The organism is Dysgonomonas sp. 520 (genome assembly GCF_010501095.1).
GTDB lineage: Bacteria > Bacteroidota > Bacteroidia > Bacteroidales > Dysgonomonadaceae > QVMP01.
Genome location: NZ_QVMP01000006.1, coordinates 1 through 14,248, shown reverse-complemented (window position 1 = coordinate 14,248; position 14,248 = coordinate 1). Strand labels below are relative to the sequence as shown.

The window sequence follows — 14,248 nt, the reverse complement described above, 5'->3', positions numbered from 1 at the left end:
CGTAGTGAAACATCTAAAAAACAGATCCTTCGATACTCTCAGGATGACAAAATTGAATAAAACGAAAAAGTCTAGACGGTTTCTCTGTTATCCTGATCACTAGTAAATTACATATCCTCTATAAGGTTCAACATCTTTATTGTTGCTTTCACTGCCGCCTCTGTTTGGTCGGCATCCAGACCTTTTGTCTTAAATTCCTTGCCTTTGAAGTTCCATGTGATTATCGTCTGAACAAGGGCGTCGGTACGTCCACCGGGAGGAATTATAACCACATAATTCACTAAATCGGGTTTTTCCTTGTCCAATTTAGTATAAATCTTCCATAATGCCTTAGAAAACGCATGATACTGACCGTCTCCCGCCGAAGTTTGCTCATACTCAACACCATCAATCTCTACACGAACGGTTGCCGTTGGGCGTAGTCCTTTTGTCAGGAGAAACGCAAAAGACATTATCTTGATTTTATCTTCCCGTTCACCATTTTTCAATACGTCGGAAATTATATATGGCAAGTCGGCTTGAGTTATGATTTCTTTCTTATCGCCCAACTCTATGACACGGTTAGTCACCTTCATCATTTCCGGCTCAGTCAGCTCGATACCCAAGGCTTCAATATTTTTTCTTATATTGGATTTTCCTGACAGCTTACCCAAAGCATATTCTCGTATCCGCCCAAAACGTTCGGGAGATAAGTCGTTGAAATATAGGTTGTTCTTCTGATCTCCATCTGCGTGAATTCCTGCACACTGAGTAAATACATTTTCGCCGATGATGGGTTGGTTGGCTGCAATATTAAGGCCTGAGTAAGTTTCTACCACCCGGCTCACCTTGTTTATATGGTCTTCCTTAATGCTTGTCTCCATCTTTAAGTGGTCGTGCAATATAGAAACAACACTCGACAGGGATGCGTTTCCGGCACGTTCGCCCAATCCGTTTATCGTGACATGAACACCCTGAACGCCAACTTCTACTGCCACCATGACATTGGCAACGGCCAAGTCGTAATCGTTATGCGCATGAAAATCGAAATGGAGGTCGGGATAACGTTTGGTCATTCTACGGCAGGCACGCCACGTAGTATGAGGATTCAGTATTCCCAGCGTATCGGGAAGCATGAATCTTTTTATCGGCATATCTTTCAGATTGTCCATCAAGAAGTAGACATAATCTTCGGAATGAAGTATGCCATTCGACCAATCTTCGAGATACAGGTTTACGGTAAGACCTTTTTCCTTCGCAATATTTATTTCACGTTTAATGTCTTCGAGGTGTTGTTCGGGAGTTTTTCTCAATTGTTCCGTAACATGCTTGTAAGAACCTTTTGTCAGGAGATTAATCGTGTTGCATCCTACTTCTTTTATCCAATCGATAGATGCTCCATTATCTACAAACCCCAGAACCTCAAGCCTATCTATATAACCTGTGGCTTTAGCCCAGTCTGCAATCTTCTTTACCGTATTAAATTCTCCTTCGGAAACACGAGCCGATGCAATCTCGATACGGTTTACGCCTAAATCCACCAAGAGCAAGTGAGCTATACTCATTTTTTCTTGAGAAGAAAACGAAACACCACTAGTTTGTTCCCCGTCCCGAAGAGTTGTATCCATTATTTCGATCATATATAAAACTCCTTTCTGTATTCATCAAGTATTTTCTGAAACTTTTTTTGCCAGACTGTCCAGTTCAATTTTTCATGATATACTTCCAGGCAACCTTTCTTTAAAGTTTCAAATTCTTCATTATCTATACATTCTTTTATTTTCAGGGCAAAATCTTTTCCCGTCGAATTCATATTCATTCTATACCCATTTTTTCCGTTTATCACATAATTCGGAATTCCTCCCGTGTCGTAAGTGAAAATAGGTAAACCATAGGCACTTGCTTCGGCAAAAACAATCCCGGCACATTCGGCACTGGTAGGGAGAATAAGCAAATCGCTTTCCGAAATCACCTGTTTAAGTATTTGGTATTCATCCTCGTTGTTTTTATTCAAGAAACCATAAGATTTGATAGATTCGCAATTTTGATGATTTTCAGGAAGTTTCGACCCAACAATGGAAAGAGTTGCTTTTACTCCTTGTTCATTGAGCGATTTCACACAATCGACCGCTATATCTCCGCCTTTACGTTTCCAGCCTACCCCAAGAAAAAGAAGATTTAAAGTATTATTCTTATCAAACCTTGATTCAGCTTTCAGGCTTATATCTGTAATGTTTGCCCCAAACTCAAGAACTTTTATTTTTTTACTGTCAACTCCATAGTCGTTGATCAATGAATTGCTGCACCAATCGGATGCCGAAATTATCCGCCAAGCCTTATTTGCCGAAATCTTTTCCAATTTATTGCCCTGCATCACATTGCAAGGCATGAAATTAGAAAATTCCGGATAGTAACTATACATAAGTTTGAAGGTGGTATCCGTCAAGTATAATATAGGCTTGTTTGTTTTCAGGTAGGCGATGTTTACAGAACCCGCCGGAGAGAAAACAATATCTACCTGATTCAATTGATCAAGATCGACAGATCTGGCCAGTTGCTTGGATATATAGGTGAAATGCGGAGATTTTTTTTTCTTCAAAAGTTTGGTGAAAATACTAACAATGCGATTAAACATCTGAGCAGATTTATTCTCAGAAACGGGTATCCAGCTAATTTCAACATCATTTGCTTTTATATTTTCGTACAATTGATGAATTGTGCCAGACCAAGCCGCCTTATTTTGTGGATTTCGCATAGCTAGAAAGCCAACTTTTATTTTTTTCTCCGAATTTCCCATTATAGTCAATTCTTTATAGTTTTGAGTTTGTTTCGTATTGTTCTATCTGATCTTTTTTCGACAACAGATAATCTATATCATCAAGACCTTTGAGCAGACATTCTTTTTTGTACGCATTGATTTCGAACGATTCCGATTCTCCTGTCACATCATTTGTCACTGTCTGATTTTCTAGGTCGATAGTCAATGTTGCTTTCGGGTCTTTATCTACGCTTTCAAATATTTTTGCCAGAAATTCGGGCGAAACCACCACAGGAAGAACCCCGTTATTCAGTGCATTATTTTTAAAAATATCTGCAAAAAAACTTGAAACTACCGCTTTAAAACCATACCCTGCTACTGCCCAAGCGGCATGTTCGCGACTCGAACCGCTTCCGAAATTCTTTCCGGCAACAAGTATCTGCCCGCTATACGTGGGATTGTTCAGAACGAAATCTGCTTTCGGACTACCATCTTTATTGTAACGCCAATCGGCAAAAAGATTGTCGCCGAACCCGTCTCTGGTTGTAGCTTTCAGGAAACGTGCGGGAATGATCTGGTCGGTGTCCACATTCTCGATAGGAAGTGGTACGTATGTCGATTTTAATGTTTGAAATTTTTCCATTTTTTCATTTTATTAGAACACTGAAAACACAGAATATACAGATTTATATCAGCTCTTTTCTGTCATTTGTGTATATTTTTCTTTTTACTATTGGTTTCTTTCCGAAATTTAGTAAAAGTCCAACTTCAATGTTTGTTGCTTTTAAATAATTTATTAATTGTCATCCTGAGTGTAACGAAGGATCTGCAAAAAAACAAGTAGACGAGTGAAAAAACAGTATCATGTATCTTGTTTACTAGATACAGATGCTTCACTATCGTTCAGCATGACAAACTATATTTACGTTATCTGTGCGCTAACGGTATTAAGTTATTAGACAATTATTTCCTCGGATCTGTAATTCTTCCTGTCACCGCTGCTGCCGCTGCAACTAACGGGCCTGCCAAGATTGTTCGTGCTCCGGGACCTTGACGCCCTTCAAAGTTTCGATTAGATGTGGAAACGGCATATTTTCCGGCAGGAACTTTGTCGTCATTCATTGCAAGACATGCCGAACATCCCGGCTGACGCAATTCAAATCCGGCTTCTTTCAGAATATCGTACAAGCCTTCTTCCCTGATTTGTTTTTCAACCATCCAACTACCCGGAACAAGCCAAGCCACCACATTGTCGGCTTTTTTCTTGCCTTTCACATAGTTGGCGAATGCACGGAAATCTTCGATACGACCGTTTGTACAACTACCTAGAAACACATAGTCGATCTGCTTTCCTTCCAGTTTTTCTCCGGGTTCGAATCCCATATAATCCATAGATTTCTGAAAAGAAATGCGTCCTGCTTCGTCCACCTCATCCAAAGTTGGTATTGACGCATCAATCGGCATACCCATGCCCGGATTGGTTCCGTATGTTATCATCGGTTTGATGTCGGCAGCATCGAAAGTCAATTCTTTATCAAATTTCGCACCTTCGTCCGTCTTTAGAGTTTTCCAATAAGCCAGAGATTTATCCCACTCTTCACCCTTTGGTGCAAACTCGCGTCCTTTCACATATTCAAAAGTTTTTTCATCCGGAGCGATAAGGCCTCCACGGGCACCCATCTCAATGCTCAAATTGCAAAGCGTCATGCGTTCTTCCATCGACATGTTGCGGATGGCTTCGCCGGCATATTCTACAAAATAGCCGGTTGCACCGCCTGTTGTCAATTTAGAGATCATATAAAGAGCCAAGTCTTTTGCTGTTACACCTTCGCCCAACTTTCCGTTGAATGTGATCCGCATCGTTTTGGGGCGCGATTGCAAAATACATTGTGTTGCCAAAACCATCTCAACCTCAGACGTTCCGATACCAAAAGCGACAGAACCGAAAGCTCCGTGAGTGGACGTGTGGCTATCGCCACAAACAATGGTCATTCCCGGTTGAGTGAATCCGTTTTCAGGACCAATGATGTGAACAACACCATTCTTTATGTGTCCCAACGGATAAAATAACGGAAGGTTGAAATCCGCCGCATTTTTAGACAACGTATCCAACTGATTTTTAGATATAGGATCTTTCACCGGCTGATCCTGATTGATTGTAGGTGTATTATGGTCTGCCGTCAGAGTGGTTTTTTCGGGGCGAAAAACTTTCAACCCACGTTCACGCAAGCCATTAAAAGCCTGAGGACTTGTTACTTCGTGACAGAAATGCCTGTCGATATACAATTGAACAGGTCCGTCTTCAACTGACGATACTACATGAGCATCCCAAATTTTATCAAACAATGTTTTCATTTCTTGCAATATAGTATTTTAATTTGTACTCTCTTATTTAATGAACTTATTTATAGCATTAATAAACGCTTTGACCGATGCTGCCACAATATCGGTGTGAGCGGCAAAACCATAATATATCTGTTTTCTGTGCTCAACCTGCATGTGAACTTTACCCACATCGTCACTACCCTTATTTATGGCTTGAATCAAAAATTCTTTTATTTCCGTTTCTCCATCGTTGATCACCGTATTGTCGCATATAACTTCCCATACAGCTTTTATGGCGGCGTCGACAGGTCCATTGCCCGAAGCGGCTGCATCGAACTTTTCGCCTGCAATATCTATCCCTACATTTGCTATGCAACGCACTCCTACACCCGATGTAACTTGAAGATAATCAAGCTTTACACGGTTCATTCCGTTTGTTTCTTTGCCCGCAAGAGTCAGCAAATCTTCATCAGTAATGTCTTTTTTCTTGTCTGCCAGATCAAGAAAGCGTTGGTAGACTTCTGTCAACTCATCGTCACTCACCTGAATGCTTAGTATATTCAGCCTGTTTTTCAATGCGGCACGACCACTGCGTGCAGTTAAAACGATTGCATTGTCGTCAATTCCCACATCTTTTGGGTCGATGATTTCGTAAGTCGAAAGGTCTTTCAACACCCCATCTTGATGAATACCGGACGAATGAGCAAAAGCATTACGCCCAACAATCGCCTTATTCGGCTGTATCGGCATACTCATCAAACTGGATACCATTTTGCTGATCGGATATATCTTTTGTGTATTGATATTTGTTTCAATTTTCAATTCTTTGTGGCTCTTGATTGCCATCACAACCTCTTCCAGAGATGTATTTCCGGCACGTTCGCCTATTCCGTTTATTGTAACTTCAACCTGACGGGCACCGTTCAGAACTCCCATGATGGAATTGGCAGTTGCCATACCTAAATCCTGATGACAGTGTGTAGACAAAATTGCGTTTTTCATATCCACATGGTCAATCAGGTATTTGATCTTTGCACCGTATTCCGTTGGTAAACAATAGCCTGTGGTGTCAGGGATATTTACAACCGTTGCTCCGGCGTCAATCACAGCCTGAACCACACGGGCAAGATATGCGTTGTCTGTGCGCCCGGCGTCTTCGGCATAAAACTCCACGTCTTCAACAAAACGTTTGGCATATTTAACACATGCTTTTGCACGTTCAAGTATCTCATCCTGAGTTGAATTGAATTTGTATTTGATGTGATAGTCGGATGTTCCTATACCAGTATGTATACGTTTTTTCTTAGCATATTTGAGCGCTTCGGCTGCCACTTCTATATCTTTTTCAACTGCACGGGTAAGGGCACATATCGTTGGCCACGTCACCGCTTTTGAAATTTCAACAACCGAGTTAAAGTCGCCCGGACTGGATACAGGAAATCCTGCTTCAATGACATCAACACCCAACGCCTCAAGAGCCTTTGCCACTTCAATTTTTTCAATTGTGTTCAATTGGCAACCGGGAACCTGCTCGCCATCCCTCAATGTTGTGTCAAAAATAAATAACTTTTCCATTCTCAAATATTTTTTTTTGTTTATTTCCCAGCCTGTCGTCACTATTTCGAGATGCTTTTTCGCAGCTATATCTAACAAAAAAAGCCTTTCTCATTTTGGGAGAAAGGCTTTCGTTATTTTTCGCACATCTAACTACATAGCAACATTCACCCCAGGAGTTTTCCAGAGGAGAATAATAATGCTAATAATGTTAGAAAAAAGTGACATATATCTTTTTGCTTTAATTATGGTGATGCAAAGTTATGTATTTATCCGAAATACACAAACAAAATTACACTTTTTAGCAATATAAATTTCATAAATGACAATTTGCTGCCGTGTTTGTTTGAAATTTCACTCAATCATCTTACAAGAGTCCTTTTGTCTGAAAAATAAGAATATTTGGAATTGCTGTCACAAAATAGTTGGTTTAAATTCAACCTGTTTTTCAGCAACTGCTTCGTATTAATTATTTAGTTCCTTCTTGATTTTCGAAACATTAATTTTGTTGATATACGACGGAATATTCCTGAATATGGAATGATGCCCATAGCCACCGTTTTTCATTTCGTCAATTGCTTTTTTCTTACTCCAGTTCTGAAAAACAATCCTGTACATAGCCACAATCAACCCGGTTCTGTCCGAACCATGCTTGCAATGAATCAGAATGCTCCCCTTCCTGTTCTTTATGATACGCAGAGCTGCTATCACTTCGTCTGTATCTATATCATGAGCATCCATTTTTACCCTGTGAAGAATAAGCTTGGCTTTCTCGTTTTCATCCCTGTCGCTATGATAGCTTCGTAGATTGAGCACCTCCTTTATTCCGAAATTTTTCAATTCCAGAAAATTTTTCTCCGACGGTTGAGCCGAACGATAGACGCCTTTGTCTACCTTATACATGTTTTTTAGAGATATGCCTGTAACAGGAGTTGCCCATTCCGATTTACGGGTGCTCTGCCCGAAAATGGAATTAACGGTAAATATCAAGAATAAGATAAAAATATATTTTTTCATACACAGAGCTTGCATTAATGTAACAAAAGTATAAAAAAATTGAGATTTAACATCCTTACAACCTGTTAGATTAAATATGCTTTTCTTTTTGTCTTTTTAAGAACACTTTACATCAAAAATGCCTATTTTTGTGTATTACAAAATCAATAATTGTAACAAAATGTCACAGAATACTTCACACAGCCATAGCCACGGACATAGTCATGGCCATTCGCATACATCCAACAAAAGAGCATTGATGTTGAGTTTCATACTCATCACGGGTTTTATGTTTGTTGAATTTTTAGGAGGACTTTATACTGACAGTTTGGCTCTTCTCTCGGATGCCGGACACATGCTCTCCGATTCGGTTGCTCTGGGATTGAGCCTCACGGCGGTCATTTTCGGGGCAAGGGCAGCCACGGCAAGTAAGACTTACGGGTATAAGCGGTTCGAGATTTTAGCGGCTCTCCTCAACGGCATAATTCTTATATGCCTGTCTTTCTACATTTGCTACGAAGCCATACATCGCATCTCGAAACCCGTAGAAGTAATGGGTTCGGGCATGATGCTCATTTCAGTGACAGGGCTTATAATAAATATCGTTGTCGCTTACATACTGTCTCGAGGCCAAGCAAAAGAAAACCTGAATGTGAGAAGCGCATTTCTTCACGTTATTGGCGATCTGCTGGGTTCCGTAGGTGCTATCACAGCAGCCATTCTGATAATGGCATTCGGATGGTATATTGCCGACCCGATAGCCAGTATCATCGTATCGCTTCTGGTTCTTTATAGCGGTTTCAACATTATAAAAGAATCGGTTAATATATTGATGGAAGGAAAACCTTCCAATATCAGTATATCTGAGGTGCGAAAAATTCTACTAGGTGTGGATGGTGTTCTTGATATTCACGATCTCCATATCTGGATGATTACGGCCGAATTTCCCGCAATGACTGCTCACATGATGGTCAATCCTGATATTGACAGGGATAAGATACTGGAAGATGCTCTATTGGCACTGACAAAGAAAACCGGTATTAAACATATAACATTGCAATTGGAAGGGCGGAAATTGAAAGGTCATGACGAAGGATGTTGTATATAACCCGATGAAAATACAAAAGGAGATTCTTCACAGAATCTCCTCTTATGAGTTAATCAAGATATTAGCATTTAAGGTAAAAAGATTGTTTTTAGGTTATCAGTACAAAGTAAATCGATTAACAGTTATTATGCAAACAAAAAAATATATTATAAAACATACAAAAAAAAGGGGTGTTTTTCTTATAAATTCTTATCGTGCAAAAACGCACAAATATCCAGATAAAGATTTACTTTCTAATTTACAATCACTTACATCACACCAAACCATTTTTTGCACTCGATAATAATTATAAAAAAATAAAAAAGAGACAATAAAATCAGACAATCGAAATATGAAAAAAATTATTTTAACAACTTTCCTTTTATTTTCAATCTATACGATTGATATTTTTGCTTGTACAAATCTGATTGTAGGAAAATCAGCTTCAACTGACGGCTCAACAATGATTACATATTCGGCCGACTCTTATTCCCTTTACGGAGAACTTTATCATTGGAAGGCTGGCAAACATGCTCCCGGAACTATGCTGAAAGTTTACGAATGGGATACAGGTAAATATTTGGGCGAGATAAAGCAAGCGGCAGAAACCTACAATGTGGTGGGCAACATGAACGAACATCAGTTGGCTATTGGCGAAACCACCTTTGGTGGCAGGGAAGAGCTGGAAGACACAACAGGTATCATAGATTATGGAAGCCTCATTTACATAACGTTGCAACGGGCAAAAAATGCAAAGGAGGCAATAAAAGTGATGACCGGTTTGGTTGCCGAATATGGATATTATAGCGGTGGCGAATCTTTCACAATTGCAGACCCGAATGAAGTATGGGTTCTGGAAATGATAGGAAAAGGCACAGGACGAAAAGGTGCTGTGTGGGTAGCCGTTCGCATTCCCGACGATTGCATATCGGCACATGCCAATCAGGCACGTATCCAGCAATTTCCGCTAAAGGATTCTAAGAACTGCATTTACTCGAAAGATGTAATATCCTTTGCCAAAGAGATGGGATACTATTCGGGAAAAGATGAAGATTTTAGTTTTGCAAAGGCCTACAATCCGCTCGATTTTGGAGGGCAACGCTATTGCGAAGCTCGTGTTTGGAGTTTCTTCAACAAGTATAACAAGGATATGGCTAAATTCGTAACTTATGCGAAGGGCGAAACACAAGACCCCATGCCATTATACGTAAAGCCTGACAGGAAACTTTCGTTGCAAGACATGCAGGCAATGATGCGTGACCATTATGAAGGAACCGACTTGGATTGGAGATATGATGTTGGCGCCGGGGCGTTTCATTCTCCTTATCGCTGGTCGCCTCTTGAATGGGAAGTGAACGGTCAAAAATATTGTAACGAACGTCCTATTGCTACACAACAAAGCGGATTTGTTTTTGTGGCACAAATGCGCTCTTGGTTGCCTGATGCAATTGGAGGTATACTTTGGTTTGGCGTGGATGATGCTGCCAATACGGTGTATACGCCTATGTATTGTTCAATAACAGAAACACCGGAATGTTTTAGAGTGGGCAATGGCGATTTGTATACATTTTCGTGGACATCCAGTTTCTGGATACACAATTGGGTAGCCAATATGGTGTATTCAAAATACGATTACATGCACGAAGACGTGAAAAAGGTTCAACAAGAACTTGAAAATAAATTCTTTGCCGATCAGGGAAAAATAGAAGCAGAAGCTAAAACTTCCCTATCCGACGCTCCGGCTATTCTTACTAATTATAGTAAAAACCAGGCACAATACGCATTCGACAGGTGGAAAAAACTTGGCGAGTTCCTGCTTATTAAGTATATGGACGGAGTGGTTCGTAAAGAAAAAGACGGACAGTTTCAGCGAAACGACTACGGCGGGGCAGCCTCACCTCAAAGGGTTGGTTATCCGAAAGAGTTTTATGAAAAAGTGATAGAGGAAACCGGAGATAAATATAAGGTTTTGTATTAAGTTCCAATCAATAAGTTTTCTATTCAGATACAGGCATGGATTTTTATCTGTGCCTGATTTATTTTCAGCGATCAGGTAGATAAAGTTTGCTAATATTGAGAGTTCCCAAATCGTATTGTACGCTATCTATCTTTTCGGTATTATATTTTTTCAGAAAGTCTTTATTATCGCCGATCATTGTAGAGCGAGACATTACACTCGTATTGTTCACCATATCGGTGATGACTTGGGCGTTTGTCTGCAAAAGAGAATCTAATTTTGAATCCAGATTTTCGTCCTTTAGCCGGATAAAGTTGAATTCTTGTTGCGGATAATAATAGTTCAGCATGTGATCGATCTTGATACGGTCGCCTATCAGATATGAATCAGCAGGATGCTTGGCGATATAGTGGCATAGCTTTTTGTCTGCACTCAATTCAATAAAATGAGCGGGAATAATTCCCAAGAACAAGTTCCAAACCAATATTCCTATCGAAAAATATTTAAGGCAAATCGGCTTGATATCATAATTGGCTATAAAAAAGATACACAGGGCAAACGGAAGCATAACCATAAATTCGGCGTTTCCATCCGATATAAAGGCAAAAAGGAGTTGCAGAAAGAAAATAATCAGGTGAGCCGAAGCAAATATCTTTATAAATTGATCCGAATTCTTCTTTGATATAGCTTTTCTAAGTTTGGCACAACCGACAATAAAAAGAATAACAGAGAGAATAGGCGCAATAATCAGAAATGGGTATTTCAGAATCAGAAGAAGAAAATATCCATGCACTTGTATGAATGAACGTATAAAACTAATTGGCGTGAGCAGTAACGTTACCGATTTTATGGTGAATTCTACCGAATCGTATTTCATATAGTCATGAAAAACATATTCTATTATGTTAGAACTATCGTTTTCGGTAAAATAAAAAACAAGACAATATGCTAATGGTACTATTAACGCAGCAGAACAATACAATATTAAAGTCTTCATTTTGCCGGATTTCCCATTTGTCCTTAGAGCCAAAATCATAAGTCCCAGCCACCAAAAGAAATGAATTTGATGAAACAGGCAAGCAATTGCCGCAAGCAGTGAAGTAGTGAAAATATTTCGGTTTCTAAGATAATTTAAGCTGGCCCACAAAGAGAAAAACAGGGGGATAATATATGTCTCATTTTCAGTTGCAAAACGCATAAATCCGAAGCAACTACCTAAAAGGATAAGCAACAATGCACAACGCATTTTGTCGTTTGTAAGGGTGAGCAGGATAGGTCGCATTACGATCAAACATCCGGTGGCAAAAACTGCGTTTACGGCAATCATGGCAGACAAGATATTAGAGATTCCGAATAATGCAAAAACATATCCAAACATGCTATATAGCAGGTGGTGAGGGCGGAATATTTCGGTAAAAGCCTGTGCTGACGCAGCATAGTCGTATGCGTCGAGCGAGTTGTTGGTCGATGGCAATAATATGTATATCAGTCCTAAGCACGCGATAACCCAATAAGTAGGGTCTATTTTATATTTATATTCTGTGTTCATACCAATTTGTATAATCCTCCGGGTTGGGGTTCGATGATGCCTTTCATTTCCATCTCAAGCAAAGTTGGAAATAGTTGGGAAACACTGATCTCTACTTGAGAAGACAGAAGGTTGATGTGTACCGATTCGGACTGAAAAAGAATATCGTAGACAGCCTGCTCGTTCTCCGACAAGTCCAAAAACAGTTGTCTTTGTTTCGCTTGCGCTTGCTTTTTTTTGGAAGTATCCCAATTCATGAATCGTAAGAAACTTTCGGCCGATTGCAGAATTATGGCTTTATTGTCTTCTATCAACTGATTACAGCCGGCCGAATATTTGTCGGTTGTTCTGCCCGGCGTGGCAAAAACATCCTTATTGTACGAATTAGCGATCTCGGCCGTTATAAGTGAGCCTCCCTTTTTGTCCGATTCTATAACAATAACCGCATCAGCCATGCCGGCAACGATACGGTTGCGACGAACAAAATTGTATCGTTCTGGCTCTGTTTCGCTCGGAAATTCGGTAAGCAGTCCTCCATTTTTCACCATTTCTATCGCCGTATTCCTATGGCTGGACGGGTAAATTCTATCCAATCCGTGAGCTAGCACTCCAACGGTAGGGAGGTTGTTTTTCAATGCAGCCTTATGCGCCTGAATGTCTATGCCATACGCCAGACCACTGACTATTAGTGCTTGGGGTAAGTTTTTCGATATATCTTCAACAAATTTTTCACAAAAAGAATTACCGTAATTCGTAGATTTCCTTGTACCTACTATGCTGATTATCTTAGTGTTGTTGAGATCCGCATTACCTTTGTAGTAGAGCAATGCAGGAGCATCAAGACACTCTTTCAGACGGAATGGATAATTGTCGTCGGAAATGAAATAGGTCTGGATATTATTTTTCAGAACAAAATCGAGTTCTTTTTCCGCTTTTCTTAAAACTTCAGGATTAAGTATTTCCTCCACCAGACAATGTGCAATCCCCCTGACAGACATGAGGTTCTTTTTGCTCGACATGAAAATTTCTTTTTCATCGCCTATCACCTCCAACAGTTGACGGGCAGTAATATCCCCGACACCATTTATTTTAGTGAGAGCAATTTGATATAAAAGCTTTTCGTCGAAACTCATTCTGCAAAGATAGATAGTTTATTAAATAATGCGAATCAGTAGTTGAAAAATCTTATTTAATATTTTCGGGTATATTACAAATACATCATTTTTCTATATTTGCTTTGGAAGAAGAATATCCTTCCTCTTTTAATTGAACTATTAAAACTGCCACAATACTTTCATAATATCCAAATCCGAGTTCCTCTTTATGCTCGTTTGCTTTTTCGAGCCAATATAAAGCTGTGTTCCCGTCTTTTTCAATGCCATCTCCACCTTCACTCAAAATACCCCCTAAATTTGCCATTGCATCATAATTGCCATTCTTGACGGCTCTTTTATACCAATACACAGCCTGTTCGTCATCTTCTAATTCCCAGCAATAACAATTGCCTAAATATCCTTCGACAATACCGTAAAATTCATTTGGAACTTCGTATTTTTCGGCTTGCTCCAGAGATTTCTTATATAAAGTTATTGCTTTGGAAATATCTTTTTTATCTTTTGAGATCGACCCTAACATTACCGATGCAAAAGGATAACCTTTCTCAGATGATTTTTCGAACCAATAAACTGCATCGCAAACTTTATCATTTTCAAAGAAATTAGCTCCTTTTTCATATAATTCAATTGCACTTTCTTGCCCCCAAATAGACAAAGAAGCGAAAACTATAACACATAACAATAATACTTTTTTCATATTGTGATTATTAGATTAAAAAAATAGATTACAATACAAGTATCAAAAGTAAAAAAAAGCCCGATATTTTATTATCATATCAGACTTTATTTTATTTTTTCGGCTTCTACCACGTTAGATGATACAAAACGATTAAGAGTCATGAATCCACAGTTTTTTTAGTCCCGGCTCTTACTAATTGTTATCAAATGAACATATATAAAAAGCAAAAACCCTCACCATTTATTAAATGATGAGGGCTTTGATCTAAAA

At 39.4% G+C, this 14,248-nt stretch carries 11 protein-coding genes and 1 pseudogene; 2 read left to right on the top strand and 10 right to left on the bottom strand.

Annotated elements, in window-relative coordinates; genetic code table 11:
• Positions 1-107: 107 nt before the first annotated feature.
• The 7 genes and pseudogenes from D0T56_RS04355 to D0T56_RS04325 all read right to left on the bottom strand — a co-directional run bounded on the left by D0T56_RS04355 (position 108) and on the right by D0T56_RS04325 (position 7,633).
• A complete protein-coding gene (locus D0T56_RS04355; RefSeq protein ID WP_163318917.1) occupies positions 108-1,619 on the bottom strand; it encodes an alpha-isopropylmalate synthase regulatory domain-containing protein in 1,512 nt (503 codons plus the stop codon).
• Positions 1,616-2,776: a glycosyltransferase family 4 protein gene (locus D0T56_RS04350; RefSeq protein WP_163318916.1), complete on the bottom strand. Its 1,161-nt coding sequence runs from the start codon at positions 2,774-2,776 to the stop codon at positions 1,616-1,618. The genes D0T56_RS04355 and D0T56_RS04350 overlap by 4 nt, the downstream gene beginning before the upstream one ends.
• 13 nt (positions 2,777-2,789) lie before the next feature.
• Positions 2,790-3,380 (bottom strand): 3-isopropylmalate dehydratase small subunit, encoded by a 591-nt coding sequence (gene leuD, locus D0T56_RS04345; protein WP_163318915.1) that lies wholly within the window; start codon positions 3,378-3,380, stop codon positions 2,790-2,792.
• A gap of 43 nt (positions 3,381-3,423) precedes the next feature.
• Positions 3,424-3,540 (bottom strand): annotated as a pseudogene (locus D0T56_RS04340) (GxxExxY protein); the annotation flags it as partial.
• A gap of 160 nt (positions 3,541-3,700) precedes the next feature.
• Entirely contained in the window at positions 3,701-5,092 is a 1,392-nt protein-coding gene (gene leuC, locus D0T56_RS04335) for a 3-isopropylmalate dehydratase large subunit (protein WP_163318914.1), read from the bottom strand.
• Positions 5,093-5,125: 33 nt separating this feature from the next.
• Positions 5,126-6,637: a 2-isopropylmalate synthase gene (locus D0T56_RS04330; RefSeq protein WP_163318913.1), complete on the bottom strand. Its 1,512-nt coding sequence runs from the start codon at positions 6,635-6,637 to the stop codon at positions 5,126-5,128.
• A gap of 444 nt (positions 6,638-7,081) precedes the next feature.
• Entirely contained in the window at positions 7,082-7,633 is a 552-nt protein-coding gene (locus D0T56_RS04325; RefSeq protein ID WP_163318912.1) for a dual specificity protein phosphatase family protein, read from the bottom strand.
• Positions 7,634-7,793: 160 nt separating this feature from the next.
• Here D0T56_RS04325 and D0T56_RS04320 point away from each other — a divergent pair, with 160 nt between their 5' ends.
• Both D0T56_RS04320 and D0T56_RS04315 read left to right on the top strand, forming a co-directional pair.
• Entirely contained in the window at positions 7,794-8,720 is a 927-nt protein-coding gene (locus D0T56_RS04320) for a cation diffusion facilitator family transporter (protein WP_163318911.1), read from the top strand.
• Positions 8,721-9,051: 331 nt separating this feature from the next.
• On the top strand, positions 9,052-10,677 hold the full coding sequence (locus D0T56_RS04315; RefSeq protein WP_163318910.1) for a C69 family dipeptidase: 1,626 nt from the start codon (positions 9,052-9,054) through the stop codon (positions 10,675-10,677).
• A 64-nt stretch (positions 10,678-10,741) separates the two neighbouring features.
• Here the strand turns inward: D0T56_RS04315 and D0T56_RS04310 are convergent, their stop codons facing one another.
• From D0T56_RS04310 to D0T56_RS04300, 3 genes are all read right to left on the bottom strand, one after another.
• Entirely contained in the window at positions 10,742-12,205 is a 1,464-nt protein-coding gene (locus D0T56_RS04310) for a hypothetical protein (protein WP_163318909.1), read from the bottom strand.
• Complete coding sequence (dprA, locus tag D0T56_RS04305; protein WP_163318908.1) at positions 12,202-13,317, bottom strand: DNA-processing protein DprA; 1,116 nt, start codon at positions 13,315-13,317, stop codon at positions 12,202-12,204. The genes D0T56_RS04310 and dprA overlap by 4 nt, the downstream gene beginning before the upstream one ends.
• 85 nt (positions 13,318-13,402) lie before the next feature.
• Complete coding sequence (locus D0T56_RS04300; RefSeq protein WP_163318907.1) at positions 13,403-13,996, bottom strand: tetratricopeptide repeat protein; 594 nt, start codon at positions 13,994-13,996, stop codon at positions 13,403-13,405.
• Between the last annotated feature and the right edge of the window lie 252 nt (positions 13,997-14,248).